This window comes from Pseudomonas umsongensis (genome assembly GCF_002236105.1).
GTDB classification, from domain to species: domain Bacteria; phylum Pseudomonadota; class Gammaproteobacteria; order Pseudomonadales; family Pseudomonadaceae; genus Aquipseudomonas; species Aquipseudomonas umsongensis.
This window is the reverse complement of record NZ_NIWU01000003.1, coordinates 98,297-118,670: the sequence shown is the minus strand read 5'-3', so window position 1 is coordinate 118,670 and position 20,374 is coordinate 98,297. Positions and strand designations below refer to the sequence as shown.

At 57.5% G+C, this 20,374-nt stretch carries 18 protein-coding genes; 6 read left to right on the top strand and 12 right to left on the bottom strand.

Annotated features, from left to right (window positions below):
- Window position 1 precedes the first annotated feature (1 nt).
- The 7 genes from rsmG to rpmH form a co-directional block, all read right to left on the bottom strand.
- On the bottom strand, window positions 2-646 hold the full coding sequence (gene rsmG / locus PSUM_RS17125; RefSeq protein ID WP_008064612.1) for a 16S rRNA (guanine(527)-N(7))-methyltransferase RsmG: 645 nt from the start codon (window positions 644-646) through the stop codon (window positions 2-4).
- Window positions 643-2,541 (bottom strand): tRNA uridine-5-carboxymethylaminomethyl(34) synthesis enzyme MnmG, encoded by a 1,899-nt coding sequence (gene mnmG / locus PSUM_RS17120; protein ID WP_020797988.1) that lies wholly within the window; start codon window positions 2,539-2,541, stop codon window positions 643-645. Before mnmG ends, rsmG begins: the two co-directional genes overlap by 4 nt.
- Window positions 2,542-3,092: 551 nt before the next feature.
- On the bottom strand, window positions 3,093-4,463 hold the full coding sequence (gene mnmE / locus PSUM_RS17110; protein ID WP_020797989.1) for a tRNA uridine-5-carboxymethylaminomethyl(34) synthesis GTPase MnmE: 1,371 nt from the start codon (window positions 4,461-4,463) through the stop codon (window positions 3,093-3,095).
- Between the two features lie 79 nt (window positions 4,464-4,542).
- Entirely contained in the window at window positions 4,543-6,222 is a 1,680-nt protein-coding gene (gene yidC, locus PSUM_RS17105; protein WP_020797990.1) for a membrane protein insertase YidC, read from the bottom strand.
- A gap of 2 nt (window positions 6,223-6,224) precedes the next feature.
- The gene (gene yidD, locus PSUM_RS17100) at window positions 6,225-6,470 is read right to left on the bottom strand and encodes a membrane protein insertion efficiency factor YidD (protein WP_080725322.1); all 246 of its coding nucleotides are present in this window, start codon (window positions 6,468-6,470) and stop codon (window positions 6,225-6,227) included.
- A complete protein-coding gene (gene rnpA / locus PSUM_RS17095; protein WP_197677877.1) occupies window positions 6,463-6,864 on the bottom strand; it encodes a ribonuclease P protein component in 402 nt (133 codons plus the stop codon). The genes yidD and rnpA overlap by 8 nt, the downstream gene beginning before the upstream one ends.
- A 16-nt stretch (window positions 6,865-6,880) precedes the next feature.
- Window positions 6,881-7,015, bottom strand: coding sequence for a 50S ribosomal protein L34 (gene rpmH / locus PSUM_RS17090; RefSeq protein ID WP_003213577.1), 135 nt, complete (start codon window positions 7,013-7,015; stop codon window positions 6,881-6,883).
- Window positions 7,016-7,582: 567 nt separating this feature from the next.
- Here rpmH and dnaA point away from each other — a divergent pair.
- From dnaA to gyrB, 4 genes are read left to right on the top strand one after another with little or no spacing between them, the layout of a single operon-like run.
- On the top strand, window positions 7,583-9,100 hold the full coding sequence (gene dnaA, locus PSUM_RS17085; RefSeq protein ID WP_033041071.1) for a chromosomal replication initiator protein DnaA: 1,518 nt from the start codon (window positions 7,583-7,585) through the stop codon (window positions 9,098-9,100).
- 38 nt (window positions 9,101-9,138) lie between these two features.
- Complete coding sequence (gene dnaN / locus PSUM_RS17080) at window positions 9,139-10,242, top strand: DNA polymerase III subunit beta (RefSeq protein WP_020797992.1); 1,104 nt, start codon at window positions 9,139-9,141, stop codon at window positions 10,240-10,242.
- Window positions 10,243-10,262: 20 nt separating this feature from the next.
- On the top strand, window positions 10,263-11,366 hold the full coding sequence (gene recF, locus PSUM_RS17075) for a DNA replication/repair protein RecF (protein WP_008064628.1): 1,104 nt from the start codon (window positions 10,263-10,265) through the stop codon (window positions 11,364-11,366).
- A gap of 5 nt (window positions 11,367-11,371) precedes the next feature.
- Window positions 11,372-13,789: a DNA topoisomerase (ATP-hydrolyzing) subunit B gene (gene gyrB / locus PSUM_RS17070; RefSeq protein ID WP_033041074.1), complete on the top strand. Its 2,418-nt coding sequence runs from the start codon at window positions 11,372-11,374 to the stop codon at window positions 13,787-13,789.
- Window positions 13,790-14,053: 264 nt separating this feature from the next.
- Here gyrB and PSUM_RS17065 read toward each other — a convergent pair whose 3' ends face one another.
- From PSUM_RS17065 to glyQ, 4 genes are all read right to left on the bottom strand, one after another.
- On the bottom strand, window positions 14,054-14,833 hold the full coding sequence (locus tag PSUM_RS17065; protein ID WP_020797994.1) for a lysophospholipid acyltransferase family protein: 780 nt from the start codon (window positions 14,831-14,833) through the stop codon (window positions 14,054-14,056).
- 66 nt (window positions 14,834-14,899) lie between these two features.
- Window positions 14,900-15,433, bottom strand: coding sequence for a D-glycero-beta-D-manno-heptose 1,7-bisphosphate 7-phosphatase (gmhB, locus tag PSUM_RS17060; RefSeq protein ID WP_083349938.1), 534 nt, complete (start codon window positions 15,431-15,433; stop codon window positions 14,900-14,902).
- A 6-nt stretch (window positions 15,434-15,439) separates the two neighbouring features.
- Entirely contained in the window at window positions 15,440-17,494 is a 2,055-nt protein-coding gene (glyS, locus tag PSUM_RS17055) for a glycine--tRNA ligase subunit beta (protein ID WP_020797996.1), read from the bottom strand.
- Window positions 17,491-18,444 carry a glycine--tRNA ligase subunit alpha gene (gene glyQ / locus PSUM_RS17050; protein WP_003213601.1) on the bottom strand — a complete coding sequence of 318 codons (954 nt, stop codon included), beginning with the start codon at window positions 18,442-18,444 and terminating at the stop codon, window positions 17,491-17,493. Before glyQ ends, glyS begins: the two co-directional genes overlap by 4 nt.
- 81 nt (window positions 18,445-18,525) lie before the next feature.
- Here glyQ and tag point away from each other — a divergent pair, with 81 nt between their 5' ends.
- Together tag and PSUM_RS17040 are read left to right on the top strand one after the other, a co-directional pair.
- Window positions 18,526-19,083 (top strand): DNA-3-methyladenine glycosylase I, encoded by a 558-nt coding sequence (gene tag / locus PSUM_RS17045; protein WP_033045429.1) that lies wholly within the window; start codon window positions 18,526-18,528, stop codon window positions 19,081-19,083.
- A 40-nt stretch (window positions 19,084-19,123) separates the two neighbouring features.
- On the top strand, window positions 19,124-20,011 hold the full coding sequence (locus PSUM_RS17040) for a lysophospholipid acyltransferase (protein ID WP_020797998.1): 888 nt from the start codon (window positions 19,124-19,126) through the stop codon (window positions 20,009-20,011).
- Window positions 20,012-20,036: 25 nt separating this feature from the next.
- Here the strand turns inward: PSUM_RS17040 and PSUM_RS17035 are convergent, their stop codons facing one another.
- The gene (locus PSUM_RS17035; RefSeq protein WP_020797999.1) at window positions 20,037-20,351 is read right to left on the bottom strand and encodes a tetratricopeptide repeat protein; all 315 of its coding nucleotides are present in this window, start codon (window positions 20,349-20,351) and stop codon (window positions 20,037-20,039) included.
- Window positions 20,352-20,374: the final 23 nt, after the last annotated feature.

The following is a 20,374-nucleotide window of genomic DNA, read 5'->3' as shown; positions in this document are numbered from 1 at the left end:
ATCATGCCGTGCGGCGCAGTATCAGCAGATGGCGTTGGCCTTGGCAACCAGGAACGGCCAGGGCGTGTTCGCTATCGAGGTGGAAGTCTGTCGGCAATGCTACCAGCTCATCGGCGGGATGAACGCCCTTCATTGCCAGCCAGCGTGTATCGGTGTCACCGAGGTGGCGCGTCCAGTTGCTGAAGTTTTCCATGCTGCTGAAGGCCCGGGAGATGATCCCGTTGAAGGGTTGTGCAGGCTGGAACGCTTCGACGCGACTGTGGATAACTTGCAGGTTATCCAGTTTCAGCTCGAGTTTGACCTGGGTCAGGAAGCGGGTTTTCTTGCCGTTGCTGTCCAGGCAGGTCACTTGTGACTCGGGAAAGAGGATGGCCAGGGGAATGCCCGGCATACCGCCACCGCTTCCAACGTCGAGCCAGCGACCGTTTTCGACGAACGACATCACGCTCAGACTATCGAGCAAATGACGGGACACCATTTCGTCAGGATCGCGGACCGCGGTGAGGTTGTAGGCCTTGTTCCATTTTATCAACAGGGCCAGATAACCCAGCAGCTGTGCATGCTGGGTTTCGGTCAGGGCGACACCGAGCTGACGAGCGCCTGTGGATAACTCTTCTGCGTGTTGCGGGGTGACCAACGAACTCAAGCGCTTTGCTCCAACTGACGGCCCGCGCCGCGTTTTTTCAGATGAATCATCAACAGGGAAATGGCTGCTGGTGTCACGCCCGGGATGCGTGACGCCTGACCCAATGTCTCTGGACGGGTCGCGCCGAGCTTGCTCTGGATCTCTTTGGACAGGCCGGAAATGTTCGTGTAATCGATATCCACAGGCAGTTTGGTGTCTTCGCTGGCCCGCAAACGCGCGATTTCATCCTGCTGGCGGTCGATGTAACCCGCGTACTTGGTCTTGATTTCGACCTGCTCGGCAACCTGTGGATCTTCTGCGCCCCCACCGGTCACGGCGATCAGACCAGCGTAGTCGATTTCCGGACGGCTCAGCAGATTGAGCAAGTTGTATTCGTGGGTCAGTGGCGTACCGAATTTTTCGGCAATCGCATCGCCCTGTTCGGTGCCCGGCCGTACCCAGGTGCTTTTCAGACGCTGCTCTTCCAGCTCGATGCTTTCGCGTTTTTTGCAGAACGCTGCCCAACGCACGTCATCGACAAGACCCAATTCGCGGCCTTTTTCGGTCAAGCGCAGGTCAGCGTTGTCTTCACGCAGGATCAGGCGATATTCGGCACGGGAGGTAAACATCCGGTACGGCTCCTGGGTCCCGAGCGTAATCAGGTCGTCGACCAATACGCCGATGTAGGCTTCGTCTCGACGCGGGCACCAGGCATCTTTTCCTTGGGCACGCAGTGCGGCGTTGGTCCCGGCCAGCAAACCCTGGGCGCCGGCTTCTTCGTAACCGGTGGTGCCATTGATTTGCCCGGCAAAAAACAGACCACCGATGACTTTGGTTTCCAGGCTGTACTTCAGGTCACGCGGGTCGAAATAGTCGTATTCGATCGCGTAGCCCGGACGCACGATGTGTGCGTTTTCCATGCCGCGGATCGATTGCACGATCTGCAATTGCACATCGAACGGCAAGGAAGTGGAAATTCCGTTCGGGTACAGCTCGTTTGTCGTCAAGCCTTCCGGTTCGATGAAGACCTGATGGCTCTGCTTGTCAGCAAACCGATGGATCTTGTCTTCGATCGACGGGCAATAACGCGGGCCGATACCTTCGATCTCACCAGCAGCGGAATACATCGGCGAACGGTCGAGGTTCGCGGCAATGATTTCGTGAGTGCGTGCATTGGTGTGGGTAATCCAGCAACTGACCTGTCGCGGATGCTGCTCTTTGGACCCCATGAACGACATCACCGGAATCGGCGTATCGCCTGCTTGCTCGGTCATCACGGAAAAATCCACGGACCGTGCGTCGATACGCGGCGGTGTTCCGGTTTTCAGGCGACCAACACGCAGTGGCAATTCCCGAAGACGCTGAGCTAGCGCAATCGATGGCGGATCACCAGCGCGACCGCCGGAGAAATTCTGCAAACCGATGTGGATAAGTCCGCCAAGGAAGGTACCTGTGGTCAAGACGACCGAATCGGCGAGGAAACGCAGGCCCATTTGGGTGACAACACCACGGACTTGTTCTTGCTCGACGATCAAGTCATCAGCTGCCTGTTGAAATATCCACAGGTTCGGCTGGTTTTCCAGGATTTCGCGTACGGCCGCCTTGTACAGAACCCGATCCGCCTGAGCGCGGGTTGCACGTACGGCTGGGCCTTTGCGGCTATTCAACACGCGAAACTGGATGCCGCCCTTATCGGTAGCAATGGCCATCGCACCGCCGAGGGCGTCGATTTCCTTGACCAGATGGCTTTTGCCTATCCCGCCAATGGCCGGGTTGCAACTCATGGCACCGAGGGTTTCCACGTTATGCGTCAGCAATAGGGTCTTGACCCCCATACGTGCTGAGGCCAGTGCTGCCTCGGTACCGGCATGACCGCCGCCGATGACGATCACTTCAAAACGGGAAGGGAAATCCACCACGCACCTCGTGCCTGCTTAAGTAGGTAATTCAGGAATAGTTTGAGCTCAGGTTTTCGGACCTGGTCGACAAGTATAGGGACTTCGCCCTTCCTAAAGAACCCTTTGCACAAAATTTAACCAGCTGTGGAAAAGTGGCGGTTATAGAAATTAAAAAGAGAGAAATTTATTAAATCTTTGTTTTTATGTTTATTTCTACTGACCGACCTTTCTGTGGATAGATTGCTACAGCCCAATAAATACGTTGTGTACAGAGTTTCAAAACCCTGTGGTCATGTGCCAATGAGGCCCTTGGATAACCGGTTTAAGCCTGTGGATGAATGGGGCGCTTATCCACAGGGGCGGTTATCTTCAGTTTTGAGGCCCTGTTATCAACTGCCCTTAGCCGCGGTTATTAACAGGGCTTAATCCACAGAAAAGCGTCGATCGAAGGAAATTCGGGCAAGGAAAAACCGCTCAAGCAGAAAAATCTGCTCGGCACTGGAGGGGATGGTTTTGAAAATGGAGGGGGCAGACAGGCCAGGACGGCCTGCCTGTAGATAACAGAAAGACTATTTACCGATGCAGAAGCTGGAAAAAATTCGTCCCAACAGGTCATCGGAGCTGAATGCACCGGTGATTTCTCCCAGCGACTGCTGAGCCTGGCGCAAATCCTCGGCAAGTAATTCGCCGGCACCCGCCAGGGTCAATTGCGCGCGGCCGTGCTCAAGGGATGCACTGGCATGACGCAATGCTTCCAGGTGGCGCCTGCGAGCACTGAAACTGCTTTCCGAGGTCTGTTCGTAGCCCATGCAAGCCTTCAGGTGGTCGCGCAGCAACTCCAGGCCAACACCTGCAGACTTGGCGCTGAGGCTAATGGTGACGTGTCCGTCATCGCTGACTTCCAGGGCCATGGCCTCGCCTGTAAGGTCGGCTTTGTTGCGGATCAACGTGACTTTCGCCGGATCGGGGCGGGTTTCAAGGAACTCAGGCCATAGTGCGAAAGGATCGAGCGCTTCCGGCGCGGTTGCATCGACAACGAGCAGCACCCGATCGGCCTCGCCGATGGCTTTCAATGCCCGCTCCACCCCAATTTTTTCCACATGGTCATCGGTATCGCGCAACCCGGCAGTATCCACCACGTGCAGCGGCATGCCATCGATGTGGATATGTTCGCGAAGGACGTCCCGCGTGGTGCCGGCGATCTCGGTGACGATGGCCGCTTCACGGCCGGCCAGCGCATTGAGCAGGCTGGACTTACCCGCATTCGGACGACCGGCGATGACCACGGTCATGCCGTCGCGCAGCAAGGCGCCCTGTCCGGCCTCCCGCATCACGGTGGATAACTCATCGCGCACTTTGTCGAGCATGCCCAGTACGTGGCCGTCGGCCAGGAAGTCGATTTCCTCTTCCGGAAAATCGATCGCCGCTTCGACATAAATACGCAACCCGATGAGTTGTTCCGTGAGGTTATGCACACGAGCCGAAAAGGCGCCTTGCAGGGAGCGCAATGCGTTGCGAGCCGCCTGTGCAGAACTGGCTTCGATCAGGTCGGCGATGGCTTCGGCCTGGGCCAAGTCGAGCTTATCGTTCAGGAACGCACGTTCGCTGAATTCTCCCGGTCGGGCCAGACGACAGCCGAGTTCAAGACAGCGTTGAAGCAGCATATCCAGGACAACCGGGCCTCCGTGCCCCTGTAACTCCAATACATCTTCGCCAGTGAAAGAGTTCGGTCCTGGAAAATACAACGCGATGCCCTGATCGAGCACTTCGTCGTTTTCACCAAGAAACGGTCCATAGTGAGCGAATCGCGGTTTGAGTACACGACCGCTAAAGGCCACGGCCGCAACGCTGGCCAACGGCCCGGAAATACGAACGATGCCTACGCCACCCCGACCTTGAGCGGTGGCGACGGCGGCAATGGTTTCACGAGGAGCGCTCATAAACCGGTATCCAGACAAAAGTGACAGATAGCAAAACGCCCCACTAGGGGGCGTTTTGAGTGGTTACCCACAGTGTAAGTCAGGCAGTCGCTTTGGCAGCTGCTTCGATCTTACGAGTGATGTACCACTGTTGGGCGATCGACAGGCAGTTGTTCACTACCCAGTACAGTACCAGACCGGCCGGGAACCACAGGAAGAAGAAGGTGAAGATGATTGGCATCAGCTTCATCACCTTGGCCTGCATCGGATCCGGTGGAGTCGGGTTCAACTGCTGCTGGATGAACATGGTTGCACCCATGATGATCGGCAGAATGAAGAACGGATCCTTGATCGACAGGTCGGTAATCCACAGCATGAACGGCGCCTGGCGCATTTCAACGCTTTCCAGCAGAACCCAGTACAGCGAAAGGAATACCGGCATCTGCACGAGGATTGGCAAGCAACCACCCAGCGGATTGATCTTCTCTTTCTTGTACAGCTCCATCATGGCTTGCGACATTTTCTGCCGGTCATCGCCATGTTGCTCTTTCAGTGCAGCCAGTTTCGGTGCTACTGCACGCATGCGCGCCATAGATTTGTAGCTGGCAGCCGACAGAGGGAAGAAGATCCCCTTGATCAGCATGGTCAGGAAGATGATCGACCAGCCCCAGTTACCCACAATCGCGTGGATGTGTTGCAGCAGCCAGAAGATCGGTTGCGCGATAAACCACAGGATGCCGTAGTCGACGGTCAGTTCCAGGCCTGGGGACAACTCTTTCAGGACAGCCTGGCTTTTCGGACCGGCGTACAGCACAGCGCTGGTTTCAGCCTTGGCACCCGGAGCAACGGTCAACGAAGGACCGGTGTAACCGATGATGTAGTTGCCTTTGCTGTCTTTACGGGTCTGGACGACGTTGTTTTCGCCCTTCGCCGGAATCCACGCGGTCACGAAGTAGTGTTGCAACCAGGCAACCCAACCACCGGTGACGGTTTCTTTCAGCTGAGCCTTATCCATGTCGCTCATCGACACTTTTTTGTACGGCTCGTTACTTGTCCACAGGGCAGCGCCCAGATAAGTCGCGGTGCCAGTGGCGGTGCTGGAAGATGGATCGGAGCTGGCGTCACGCTTCAATTGCGCAAACATTGCACCGGACCAGGGCTGTGCGCTCTGGTTGTCGATCAGGTAGGAAACGGTTACGTCATACAGGCCGCGTTTCAGGGTGAAACGCTTGATGTAGTTGACGCCGTCCTTGCTGAACTTCAGGTCCACGACCAGTTGGTCCTGGCCATCAGCCAGTTGATAAACCTTCTTCTCCGCCGAGTAAACCGGACGACCGGCAGGACTTGCATCCGGGCCGTTGCTGCCAATCAGGCCACTTTGCGCCAGATAAGTCCGCTCGTTGCCGTTGTCGAACAGCTGGAATGGAATTTCCGGATGGTCCTGGCGACGTGGATACAGCGGCAATCTCAGTTGGGCGACATCACCACCTTGTGGATCGATGGCCAGATCGAGCACATCCGTTTTGATCTGGATGAGGTCGGTGCTTGCAGCAACCGGAGTTTCGGCAGGTGCGCTGGTATCGTTTGCGGCGTGTGGAATGTCGTCACTGACGGACGCTTTATTGCCAGTGGCCGTATCCGGGAGGCCCGGTGCGGTCGTACTGGAAGCAACATTCTGAGTCGGCAAGGCAGCTTGGCCATAGTCCTGGTTCCATTTAAGAACCATAACGTAGGACACGATTGCCAGGGCGACGATCAGGATCGTGCGTTTGATATCCATGATTACTCGGCCATCGAAGAAGAACGGGAGGTAGGGATAGATGGAACCGGGTCATAACCACCGGGATTCCACGGATGACAGCGACCTAAACGACGAAAGGTCAGCCAGCCACCGCGCAGAAGGCCATGATTTTCAATGGCTTCTAACGCGTAGCAGGAACAACTGGGGTAGAAACGACAGTGACTGGCCATTAGGGGACTAATGGCGTAGCGATAAAACTGGATCGGAACGAGTGCCAGTTTACGCATCTGGACTGTCTACCCCTACAGTTTCGGTTTTGACTGCTGGTACCGGCGTGCTGCGTGCCAGACGCTTCCAGAGTTTGCCGAAATGCTGAATCAATTCGGGGTTTTCTACGTCACCCAAACCTTTGCGCGCGACGATAACGATGTCCCAGCCGACCAGCAAATCCTGGTTCAGGCGAAACGATTCGCGCATCAGACGTTTGAGGCGATTGCGCTCGACGGAGAGCTTTACGCTCTTTTTCCCGATAACCAGCCCGAGACGGGGGTGATCAAGATCGTTGTTGCGCGCAAGGAGCAGGAGATTTTTCCCCGGTACCTTGCCGGTAGGGGAGTCAAAGACTGCCTTGAAATGCCGGGGAGTAAGCAGACGCTTTTCCCGACTGAAGTCCTGACTCACCTCCAGTGCCGGCTTATCAAACTGCCAGACGCGCACGACCTTTGGCGCGACGACGCGACAGAACGGCACGGCCGTTCTTGGTAGCCATGCGAGCACGGAAACCGTGGGTACGAGCGCGTTTGATAGTGCTTGGTTGGAAAGTACGTTTCATTGTCGTGTTACCTGGTTCGTCCACAACGGGCCGGAATGGCCCCCGTTTTAAGAGACCGGGGATTCTAGAGAAAGCAAGCCTCTAGGTCAATTTCCAACCAACGTTTCCTTATAAATAGATCTCCAGAGGTTTTGTCCGACCCTGATCCTTCGACAAACATAAAAATAAAGAAGGAAAGTATTTAAAGCTTTTCTGTAAAGCTTATAAAGGCTAGGGCGACCCTCATCTGTGGATAACTGCCTTAAGCCCTTGTCTTACAAGCTGTACAGAGAATGACAACTACAGTGGAAAACCGTGTTCAGCCTGTGCTGCACTGTCGGAAAACCTGTGTGTGAAAGGCAGCTTTATCCACAGGCAGGTTATCCACCGAGTTTCGCCCCCACTTGTGCAATGAGCTTAGAGGTGGTTATCCACAGACCTTATGCACAGACCATTGGTCGTCTTTTTACCGTATGGAACCTTGATTCTTCTCGGTGTACGACTCACCTACGTGTGGATAAGTCGGCGTCTGGCCGTTACAATGGCCGCTTGTTTTTGCCTCACCGGCTTTCAACTTAGGGGATCTCCGTGTCAGTGGAACTTTGGCAGCAGTGCGTGGAGCTTTTGCGCGATGAGCTGCCTGCCCAACAATTCAACACTTGGATCCGTCCACTACAGGTCGAAGCCGAAGGCGACGAGTTGCGTGTCTATGCACCCAATCGTTTCGTCCTGGACTGGGTCAACGAGAAATACCTGAGTCGCGTCCTGGAATTGCTCGACGAGCACGGCAACGGTATGGCGCCTGCGCTTTCCTTATTAATAGGCAGCAAACGCAGTTCCGCTCCGCGCGCTGCGCCGAATGCGCCACTGGCCGCAGCGGCGGCCTCCCAGGTTCAGGCTGCTGCCGCGCCTGCAGCTGTGCCACCTCCTGCACCATCGAACAAGCGTTCGACGCCCAAGCCCGCTGAAGTCAGCGAGCAAGAACCTTCGCGTGACAGCTTCGACCCCATGGCCGGCGCCAGTTCGCAACAGGCTCCGGTTCGCGCCGAGCAACGTACCGTCCAGGTTGAAGGCGCGCTCAAGCACACCAGCTACCTGAACCGCACCTTTACCTTCGAGAACTTTGTTGAGGGTAAGTCCAACCAACTGGCCCGGGCCGCAGCCTGGCAAGTGGCGGACAACCCCAAGCACGGTTACAACCCGTTGTTCCTTTATGGCGGTGTAGGCTTGGGTAAAACCCACTTGATGCACGCTGTGGGTAACCACCTATTAAAGAAGAATCCGAACGCCAAGGTCGTGTACCTGCATTCCGAGCGCTTCGTGGCCGACATGGTCAAGGCTCTGCAGTTGAACGCGATCAATGAATTCAAGCGCTTCTACCGTTCGGTGGATGCATTGCTCATCGATGACATTCAATTCTTCGCCCGCAAGGAACGTTCCCAGGAAGAGTTTTTCCACACCTTCAACGCTCTGCTTGAAGGTGGCCAGCAGGTCATTCTTACCAGTGACCGCTACCCGAAAGAAATTGAAGGCCTTGAAGAGCGCCTGAAGTCTCGCTTCGGCTGGGGCCTCACGGTGGCTGTAGAGCCGCCGGAACTGGAAACCCGTGTCGCGATCCTGATGAAGAAAGCCGACCAGGCCAAAGTCGATCTGCCCCACGATGCAGCGTTCTTCATTGCCCAACGCATTCGCTCCAACGTCCGTGAACTGGAAGGTGCGCTCAAACGCGTGATCGCCCATTCGCACTTCATGGGTCGCGATATCACCATTGAGCTGATCCGCGAGTCCCTGAAGGATTTGTTGGCGCTGCAAGACAAACTGGTCTCTGTGGATAACATTCAGCGCACCGTCGCCGAGTACTACAAGATCAAGATCTCGGATTTGCTGTCCAAACGTCGTTCACGTTCGGTTGCCCGCCCACGTCAGGTCGCCATGGCGTTGTCCAAGGAACTGACCAACCACAGCTTGCCGGAAATCGGTGATGTGTTTGGTGGGCGTGACCACACGACTGTTTTGCACGCCTGCCGCAAGATCAACGAACTTAAGGAATCCGACGCGGACATCCGCGAGGACTACAAGAACCTGCTGCGTACACTGACCACTTGATGAACACCAGCGCAGCTTTTAAGGCAAGGGACTAGACCATGCATTTCACCATTCAACGCGAAGCCCTGTTGAAACCCCTGCAACTGGTCGCAGGCGTCGTCGAGCGCCGACAGACCTTGCCGGTGCTCTCCAACGTGCTGCTGGTTGTCGAAGGCCAGCAATTGTCGCTGACCGGTACCGACCTTGAAGTCGAGCTGGTTGGTCGAGTGCAGCTCGAAGAGCCTGCTGAAACAGGTTCCATCACTGTGCCTGCACGTAAACTGATGGATATCTGCAAAAGCCTGCCGAACGACGCGCTGATCGACATCAAGGTCGATGAACAGAAGCTGGTAGTGAAGGCCGGTCGAAGCCGCTTCACCCTCTCGACCTTGCCAGCCAACGATTTCCCTACTGTGGAAGAAGGTCCGGGTTCGCTGACGTGCAGCCTGGAACAATCCAAACTGCGTCGCCTGATCGAACGCACCAGCTTCGCCATGGCCCAGCAGGACGTACGGTACTACCTCAACGGCATGCTGCTGGAAGTCTCGGCAGGCGTTATTCGCGCCGTGGCCACCGATGGTCACCGCTTGGCGATGTGTTCGATGCAGGCTGATATCGGCCAGCCGGACCGCCATCAGGTGATTGTGCCGCGCAAGGGTATCCTTGAACTGGCACGTTTGCTGACCGAGCCGGACGGTATCGTCAGCATCGTCCTGGGTCAGCACCACATTCGCGCAACTACCGGTGAGTTCACCTTCACCTCGAAATTGGTTGACGGCAAATTCCCGGACTACGAGCGTGTTCTGCCAAAAGGCGGGGACAAGCTGGTGTTGGGTGATCGTCAGGCGCTGCGCGAGGCATTCAGCCGCACGGCGATCCTGTCCAACGAGAAATACCGCGGCATCCGCCTGCAACTGGCCCCTGGTCAGCTGAAGATCCAGGCGAACAACCCGGAGCAGGAGGAAGCGGAAGAAGAAGTTGGCGTAGAGTACAACGGCGGCTCCCTGGAAATCGGCTTTAACGTTAGCTACTTGCTCGACGTATTGGGCGTGATGACCACCGAGCAGGTTCGCCTGATCCTGTCCGACTCTAACAGCAGTGCGCTGGTACAAGAGTCCGACAACGACGACTCGGCCTACGTCGTCATGCCGATGCGCCTGTAATCATGTTCAGCAGAAGCTAGATGTCCTTAAGTCGCGTCTCGGTCACCGCGGTGCGCAATCTGCATCCGGTGACCTTCTCCCCCTCCCCCCGAATCAATATTCTTTACGGCGCCAACGGCAGCGGCAAAACCAGTGTCCTGGAAGCCATTCATCTGCTGGGGCTCGCGCGTTCGTTTCGCAGCACCCGCCTGTTACCTGTCATTCAATACGAACAATTGGCGTGCACGGTATTCGGCCAGGTCGAACTCGCCGAAGGCGGACACAGCGCCTTGGGCATTTCGCGGGACCGCCAGGGGGAGTTCCAGATCCGGATCGACGGGCAGAACGCGCGTAGCGCGGCGCAACTGGCCGAGATCCTGCCGCTGCAATTGATCAACCCGGACAGCTTCCGCTTGCTGGAGGGGGCGCCGAAGATTCGCCGACAGTTCCTCGACTGGGGCGTGTTCCACGTGGAACCTCGGTTCATGTCTACCTGGCAACGCCTGCAGAAGGCCCTGCGCCAGAGAAACTCTTGGCTGCGGCATGGTACACTTGACGCCGTTTCGCAAGCGGTTTGGGACAGGGAGCTGTGCCAGGCCAGCGCTGAAATAGATGAATACCGCCGCGCCTATATCAAAGCCTTGAAACCGGTGTTTGAACAGACCTTGAGCGAACTGGTTGAGCTTGAGGGCCTAACGCTCAGCTATTACCGGGGCTGGGACAAAGACCGTGAACTGAGCGCTGTGCTCGCCGGATCCCTTCAGCGGGATCAGCAGATGGGGCATACCCAGGCAGGACCGCAACGAGCTGATTTGCGCCTCAGATTGGGCGCTCACAATGCCGCGGACATCCTGTCCCGAGGACAGCAAAAGTTGGTGGTCTGCGCATTGCGGATTGCCCAAGGTCACCTGGTCAGCCAGGCCCGACGCGGTCAGTGTATTTATCTGGTGGATGACTTGCCGTCCGAACTGGACGAGCAGCATCGCCGTGCGCTTTGCCGCTTGCTGGAAGACTTACGCTGCCAGGTGTTTATCACCTGTGTAGACCACGAATTATTGAGGGAAGGCTGGCAGACGGAAACGCCAGTCGCCCTGTTCCACGTGGAACAGGGCCGTATCACCCAGACCCACGACCATCGGGAGTGAAGGCATTGAGCGAAGAAAATACGTACGACTCAACGAGCATTAAAGTGCTGAAAGGCCTGGATGCCGTACGCAAACGTCCCGGTATGTACATTGGTGACACCGACGATGGCAGCGGTCTGCACCACATGGTGTTCGAGGTGGTCGATAACTCGATCGACGAAGCGCTCGCCGGCCACTGCGACGACATCAGCATCATCATTCACCCGGATGAATCCATCACCGTCAAAGACAACGGTCGTGGCATCCCGGTAGACGTGCACAAGGAAGAAGGCGTTTCGGCAGCCGAGGTCATCATGACCGTGCTGCACGCCGGCGGTAAGTTCGATGACAACTCCTACAAGGTATCCGGCGGCCTGCACGGTGTAGGCGTGTCGGTAGTGAACGCACTGTCTGAAGAGCTCGTCCTCACCGTTCGCCGTAGCGGCAAGATCTGGGAACAGACCTACGTCCATGGTGTTCCGCAGGAACCGATGAAGATCGTTGGCGACAGCGAAACCACCGGCACCCAGATCCACTTCAAGGCTTCCAGCGAAACCTTCAAGAACATCCACTTCAGCTGGGACATCCTGGCCAAGCGGATTCGTGAACTGTCCTTCCTCAACTCCGGTGTCGGCATCGTCCTCAAGGATGAGCGCAGCGGCAAGGAAGAACTGTTCAAGTACGAAGGCGGCTTGCGCGCGTTCGTTGAATACCTGAACACCAACAAGACCCCGGTCAACCAGGTGTTCCATTTCAACATCCAGCGCGAAGACGGCATCGGCGTAGAAATCGCCCTGCAGTGGAACGACAGCTTCAACGAGAACCTGTTGTGCTTCACCAACAACATTCCGCAGCGCGATGGCGGTACTCACCTGGTGGGTTTCCGTTCCGCCCTGACGCGTAACCTCAATACGTATATCGAAGCCGAAGGCCTGGCGAAGAAGCACAAGGTCGCGACCACCGGTGACGATGCCCGTGAAGGCCTGACCGCGATCATTTCGGTAAAAGTGCCGGATCCGAAGTTCAGCTCCCAGACCAAGGACAAGCTGGTTTCTTCCGAAGTGAAGACCGCGGTCGAACAGGAAATGGGCAAGTACTTCTCCGACTTCCTGCTGGAAAACCCGAACGAAGCCAAGCTGGTTGTCGGCAAGATGATCGACGCGGCACGTGCTCGTGAAGCGGCGCGCAAGGCCCGTGAGATGACCCGCCGCAAAGGCGCGCTGGACATCGCCGGCCTGCCGGGCAAACTGGCTGACTGCCAGGAAAAGGACCCTGCCCTCTCCGAACTGTACCTCGTGGAAGGTGACTCTGCTGGCGGCTCCGCCAAGCAGGGACGCAACCGCAAGACCCAGGCGATCCTCCCGCTCAAGGGTAAGATCCTGAACGTCGAGAAGGCACGTTTCGACAAGATGATCTCGTCCCAGGAAGTGGGCACCTTGATCACCGCGCTCGGCTGCGGCATCGGTCGCGAAGAGTACAACATCGACAAGTTGCGTTATCACAACATCATCATCATGACCGATGCTGACGTCGACGGTTCGCACATTCGTACCCTGCTGCTGACGTTCTTCTTCCGTCAGCTCCCAGAGTTGATCGAGCGCGGCTACATCTATATTGCCCAGCCACCGCTGTACAAGGTCAAGAAGGGCAAGCAAGAGCAATACATCAAAGACGACGACGCCATGGAAGAGTACATGACGCAGTCGGCCCTGGAAGATGCGAGCCTGCACCTGAATGAAGAGGCACCGGGTATCTCCGGCGAAGCCCTTGAGCGCCTGGTGAATGACTTCCGCCTGGTGATGAAGACCCTCAAGCGTCTGTCGCGCCTGTACCCACAGGAACTGACCGAGCACTTCATCTACCTGCCGGCCGTGAGCCTGGAGCAACTGTCCGATCACGCAGCGATGCAGGATTGGCTGGCCCAGTATGAAGTGCGTCTGCGCACCGTCGAGAAGTCTGGCCTGGTCTACAAGGCCAGCCTGCGTGAAGACCGTGAGCGTAATGTCTGGCTGCCAGAGGTCGAGCTGATCTCCCACGGCCTGTCGAACTACGTCACGTTCAACCGTGACTTCTTCGGTAGCAACGACTACAAGACCGTCGTATCACTGGGCGCTCAGTTGAGCACTCTGCTCGACGATGGAGCGTACATCCAGCGTGGCGAGCGTAAGAAAGCGGTCACCGAGTTCAAGGAAGCCCTGGAATGGTTGATGGCTGAAAGCACCAAGCGCCACACCATTCAGCGATACAAAGGACTGGGTGAAATGAACCCGGACCAGCTGTGGGAAACCACCATGGACCCAAGCGTTCGCCGGATGCTGAAAGTAACCATCGAGGACGCCATTGGCGCGGACCAGATCTTCAACACCCTGATGGGTGATGCGGTCGAGCCTCGCCGTGACTTCATCGAAAGCAACGCCCTGGCGGTTTCCAACCTGGATTTCTGATCCCGGTTCAATCGCCAAACGAAAAAGGCCAACGTCGCGCGTTGGCCTTTTTTGTGGAAAAAAGTAAATCCTCTGCAAGTGTGAAACACCCACATTACAGGCATAAAAAAACCGGCTATATCAGCCGGTTTTTTTGCGCCCAAAAAAAACTTATGCACGTTTTTTGGTTTTTTTACGGTTTAAGAAATATCTATATAAATCATCAAGTTAGAATCAAAAAACAGCACTTTTCTCACAAACGGTACACAGGTTATCCACAGAACCTCAGACAGCCACCTGATCGTTGGCAGCAGGTGCTTGTGGAGTCGGTGGCAGAGAGCCCATTTCCCGCTGCATCTGCTCGTTCCAGGCCTGAACCCGATCGTTCAAATCGGCGATGGCGCGTGGTCCGCTTCCTTCGGCATACATCGGCGCGCCGATGATCACGGTGATGACACCCTGCTTCTTCGCCCAACCGTTTTTTGGCCAGAACTTGCCAGCGTTGTGTGCAATCGGCAGCACCGGTAGCTCGGCATTAACGGCCAACGCCGTACCGCCTCGCGAGAATTTGCCGATGGTGCCGTAGGGAACGCGCGTGCCTTCGGGGAAAATCAGCACCCAGACGTTATCCTTGAGCAATTCATCGCCTTTCTTGGCGACGTGCTTGAGTGCCGCTTTCGGGTTGTCCCGGTCGATGGCGATCGGGCGCAGCATGGCCATGGCCCAGCCGAAGAAAGGCACGTAGAGCAGTTCGCGCTTGAGGACCTGGCTCAAGGGCTCGAAATAGGCCGAGAGGAAGAACGTCTCCCAGGTGCTCTGGTGGTTCGACTGAATCACGCAGGGCTGTGCCGGAACGTTTTCGGCACCCTTCACTTCATAGCGAATGCCCAGGAACACCTTGCTCAGCCACAAGGCGCATCGGCACCAATACACGTTGATGAACCGATACCGCGCCTTGAACGGCAGAAAGGGCGCGATAAAAAAACTCAGGCTGCACCACAGCAGGGAACTGGTGCCCAGCAGCAGGTAAAAGAGAAATGTTCTGATGGCCTGCAGTATCGACATGGCGACGTTTACCGTTACGGGCACTGCCCGACTGTTCAAGCGCACTCCCGATCTGTCGAAAGCGCTCTAATTGTGGATAAGTTCTGCGGCAATCGCCGCCAGATCGTCGAAAATCAAAGTGCCTGCCGGTAGGGTCTTGCCCAAAGTCTTTTCGCCTTTCCCGGTCTTAACTAAAACTGGCTGAGAATCGACGGCTTTGGCGGCTTCCAGGTCACCGAGACTATCGCCGACAAACCATAGATCAGTCAGCGATACGTTGTAATGTGCGGCGATGTTTTTCAACATCCCGGGTTTGGGTTTGCGGCAATCGCAGCCGTCGTCCGGCCCGTGCGGGCAGTAGACGATCAGGCCGACTTCACCACCCTGCTCGGCCACCAGTGAGCGCAAGCGCTCGTGCATGGCGTCGAGGGTGGCGAGATCGTAATAGCCGCGAGCGATGCCCGACTGGTTGGTGGCAACCGCCACCGTCCAGCCAGCCTTGCTCAACTGCGCGATGGCTTCGATCGAACCGGGGAGTGGAATCCACTCCTCCACCGACTTGATGTAAGCGTCGGAGTCGTAATTGATCACCCCGTCCCGATCGAGAATCAGCAGTTTCAAACAGTCTTACCCCAGCAACGAAATATCGGCGACGCCGAGGAACAAGCCACGCAAGCGCGCCAGCAGTGCATAACGGTTGGCGCGCACATTGGCGTCTTCCGCATTGACCATCACCGCTTCGAAGAACGCATCCACCGGCTCGCGCAATGCAGCCAGGCGAGCCAGCGATTCACTGTACTGACGTGCCGCGGCCATAGGCTGGACAGCCTGGTCAGCCTGCTGGATCGCCGAGTACAGGGAGAACTCGTTGGCATTGTCGAAGTACTTGGCTTCCACCACGGTCGGCACCGAGCCTTCGACCTTGCTCAGCAAGTTCGATACGCGCTTGTTCACCGCCGCCAGGGCCGCCGCTTCCGGCAACTTGCGGAAAGCCTGCACCGCTTGCACGCGCTGGTCGAAGTCCAGGGCCGAGCCCGGGTTCAAGGCACGAACCGACAGGTAGGTGGCCACATCGACGCCTTCATCCTCATAACGAGCACGCAGACGGTCGAAGATGAATTCCAGTACGGCATCGTTGAGGCCGGCAGCCTTGACCTTGGAACCGAACGCATTCACGGCGAAAGCCACGGCGTCGTTCAGGTCCAGATCCAGTTGTTTCTCGATCAGGATACGCAGCACGCCCAGTGCGGCACGGCGCAGGGCATAGGGGTCTTTGCTACCGGTCGGCAGCATGCCGATCCCGAAAATCCCCACGAGGGTGTCGAGCTTGTCGGCGATGGCCACGGCCGCACCGGTCAGGGTGGCAGGCAATTCGGCACCGGCACCGCGCGGCATGTATTGCTCGTTCAGTGCCAGGGCGACATCTTCCGGCTCGCCGTCATTGAGGGCGTAGTAGTAGCCGGCGACACCTTGCATCTCCGGGAACTCGCCGACCATTTCGGTGGCCAGGTCGCATTTCGACAGCAAGCCTGCACGAGCGGCCCACGAAGCGTTGCCGCCGATGCGCGCAGCGATGTAGGCGGCGAGCTTGGAAACGCGCTCGGCCTTGTCGTAGACGCTGCCGAGTTTTTCCTGGAACACCACGTTCTGCAGACGCTGGTTGAATTCTTCGAGCTTCTGCTTCTTGTCTTGCTTGAAGAAGAACTCGGCGTCAGTCAGGCGTGGGCGAACCACTTTTTCGTTACCGGCGATGATCTGCTGCGGGTCTTTGCTTTCGATGTTGGCCACGGTAATGAAACGTGGCAGCAACTTGCCTTCAGCATCCAGCAGGCAGAAGTACTTCTGGTTATCCTGCATGGTGGTGATCAGCGCTTCTTGCGGCACGTCGAGGAAACGCTCCTCGAACGAGCACACCAGCGGCACCGGCCACTCGACCAGCGCGGTCACTTCATCGAGCAAGGCTGGTGGAACGATTGCCGTGCCTTCCTGGCGGGTGGCCAGCTCTTCGGTGCGCTTGCTGATGATGTCGCGACGCTCGTTGGCGTCGGCCAGCACGTAAGCGGCACGCAGGTCGGCCAGGTAGCTGGACGGCGAACCGATGCGCACGCTTTCTGGATGGTGGAAGCGGTGACCACGGGAATCGCGGCCGGACTTCTGGGCAAGGATGGTGCAATCGATGACCTGGTCGCCGAGCAGCATCACCAGCCATTGGGTCGGACGCACGAATTCTTCCTTGCGCGCACCCCAACGCATGCGTTTAGGGATCGGCAGGTCGTTCAACGAATCTTCGACGATGGTCGGCAGCAGGCTCGCGGTCGGCTTGCCGGCAATGCTCTGGCTGTAACGCAGTTTCGGACCGCTCTGATCGATTTCGCTCAGGTCGACCCCACATTTCTTGGCAAAGCCCAGTGCCGCTTGAGTCGGGTTGCCTTCGGCATCGAACGCGGCCTGGCGTGGCGGGCCATCGAGGTTGATGCTGCGATCCGGCTGCTGGGTGGCCAGCGAGGTGATCAGCACCGCCAGACGGCGTGGCGCGGCGTATACGGTTTTGGTCTCGTAGTTCAGGCCGGCAGCTTGCAGGCCCTTGTCGATACCGGCAAGGAATGCCTCGGCCAGGGTGTTCAGGGCCTTGGGTGGCAGTTCTTCAGTGCCCAATTCAACCAGAAAATCCAGAGCACTCATTGTGCAGCCTCCAGCTTGGCCAGTACTTCGTCACGCAGGTCCGGGGTCGCCATCGGGAAGCCCAGCTTGGCGCGAGCCAGCAGGTAGGCTTGCGCAACGGAACGCGCCAGGGTGCGAACACGCAGGATGTATTGCTGACGCGCAGTCACGGAAATCGCCCGGCGCGCATCCAGCAGGTTGAAGGTATGGGACGCCTTCAACACCATTTCGTAGCTTGGCAACGGCAGCGGCTGGTCGAGTTCGATCAGGCGCTTGGCTTCGCTTTCGTAGAAATCGAACAATTCGAACAGCTTCTCGACGTTGGCGTGTTCGAAGTTGTAGGTCGACTGCTCCACTTCGTTCTGGTGGAACACGTCGCCGTAGGTCACTTTGCCGAACGGACCGTCAGCCCAGACCAGGTCGTAGACCGAATCCACGCCTTGCAGGTACATGGCCAGGCGCTCGAGGCCGTAAGTGATCTCGCCGGTTACCGGGTAGCATTCGATGCCGCCCGCTTGCTGGAAGTAGGTGAACTGGGTCACTTCCATGCCGTTGAGCCAGACTTCCCAGCCCAGACCCCAGGCGCCGAGGGTCGGCGATTCCCAGTTGTCTTCGACGAACCGAATGTCATGCACCAATGGGTCCAGGCCCACGTGCTTGAGGGAGCCCAGGTACAGTTCCTGGAAGTTGTCCGGGTTCGGCTTGAGCACCACCTGGAACTGGTAGTAGTGCTGCAGACGGTTCGGGTTTTCGCCGTAGCGGCCGTCAGTCGGGCGACGACTTGGCTGTACATAAGCGGCGTTCCAGGTTTCCGGGCCAATGGCGCGCAGGAATGTAGCGGTGTGGAAAGTGCCGGCGCCTACTTCCATATCGTAGGGCTGAAGTACCACACAACCTTGCTCGGCCCAGTATTGCTGGAGGGCGAGGATCAAGTCTTGGAAGGTACGCACGGCTGGCGTAGGCTGGCTCACGAAATTCACCTGTTTCTTGGGCTGCGATTTAAAGAGCGGGAGTATACCCGATTCGTTGCTGCGCACGCCCCCTGGAGCCCTATGCCACGCTGCTTTTGGTGTACCGAAGATCCGCTGTACATGGCTTATCACGATCAGGAGTGGGGCACGCCGCTACGCGATGCGCAGGCATTGTTCGAGTTGCTTTTGCTCGAAGGGTTCCAGGCCGGCCTTTCCTGGATCACCGTGTTGCGCAAGCGCGAGCATTATCGCCGGGTGATGTACGGCTTCGACGTCCAGCGCGTGGCGCAGATGAGCGACGCGGAAATCGATGAACTGATGCTCGACCCGGGGATCATCCGCAATCGCCTCAAGCTTAATGCGGCCCGACGCAATGCCCAGGCCTGGATGGCGCTGGAGGATCCGGTGGCGTTTCTCTGGTCCTTTGTCGGCGGTGTGCCGAAGATCAATCATTTCAAGGATCGCAGCGAAGTGCCGGCGATCACACCCGAGGCAGTGGAGATGAGCAAAGGCTTGAAAAAGGCCGGGTTCACCTTCGTTGGCCCGACCATTTGCTACGCACTGATGCAGGCATCGGGCATGGTCATGGACCACACCCGCGATTGCGATCGCTACGCGATGCTGGTCAACGGCGGTTAGAATGGCCGCCTCGCGCACAGCACAAGATCAGGAGTGACCTGTGGATAAGTTGAAAGGCGCCTTGCTGGTAGGCGCTCTGCGGCTGTTTGCCCTGCTTCCGTGGCGGGCCGTTCAAGCCGTGGGCTCGGCGATAGGCTGGGTCATGTGGAAAACCCCGAACCGTTCCCGCGATGTGGTGCGGATCAATCTGTCCAAGTGCTTTCCCGATATGGACCCCGCCGAGCGTGAGCGCCTGGTGGGCCAGAGCTTGCGGGACATTGGCAAGTCCCTGACTGAAAGCGCCTGTGCCTGGATCTGGCCGGCCCAGCGCTCCATCGACCTGGTTCGCGAGGTGGAAGGCCTCGACGTATTGAAAGACGCCCTCGCCTCCGGCAAAGGCGTGGTGGGCATCACCAGTCACCTGGGCAACTGGGAAGTGCTCAACCATTTCTACTGCAGCCAGTGCAAACCGATCATTTTCTATCGCCCGCCAAAATTGAAGGCGGTGGATGAGTTGCTGCAAAAGCAACGGGTTCAACTGGGCAACAAGGTGGCCGCTTCCACCAAGGAAGGCATCCTCAGTGTGATCAAGGAAGTGCGCAGAGGTGGTGCGGTGGGTATTCCAGCCGACCCGGAACCGGCCGAATCCGCGGGGATCTTCGTGCCGTTCTTCGCCGTACAGGCGCTGACCAGCAAGTTTGTGCCGAACATGCTCGCCGGTGGCAAAGCGGTGGGCGTGTTCCTGCATGCCCTGCGGTTGCCGGACGGTTCGGGCTACAAGGTGATCCTGGAAGCCGCGCCCGAGGCCATGTACAGCACCGATACCGCCACTTCTTGCGCAGCCATGAGCCAGGTCGTCGAGCGCTATGTGCGGGCGTATCCGAGCCAATACATGTGGAGCATGAAGCGCTTCAAGAAGCGTCCTGCGGGTGAAGAACGCTGGTACTGAACCGGATGGCTTGGGCTGTCTGCAGTCAGTGCGCCTGACGGTCGAGTTTCTTCAGAAACACAGTCATTTCTTTTTCGGCCTGTTTGTCGCCGTGGTTTCGGGCGGCTTCCAGGCCTTTCTCCCAGGCTTGTCGCGCAGCCGCGACATCCGCCAGCGCCAGATGAGCCTTGCCTAACAGTTTCCAGGCGGCCGAGTACTTCGGATCGATCTCGACGCAGCGCTGGAAATGCTCGACGGCCTTGGCGTTTTCCCCAAGATCCAGGTAACCCTTGCCCAGGCCGAAGCGCAGTAACGAGTTATCCACACCCTTGGCGAGCATTTTTTCCAGGGATTCGATCATGGGTGACACCTCTTATGATCGTT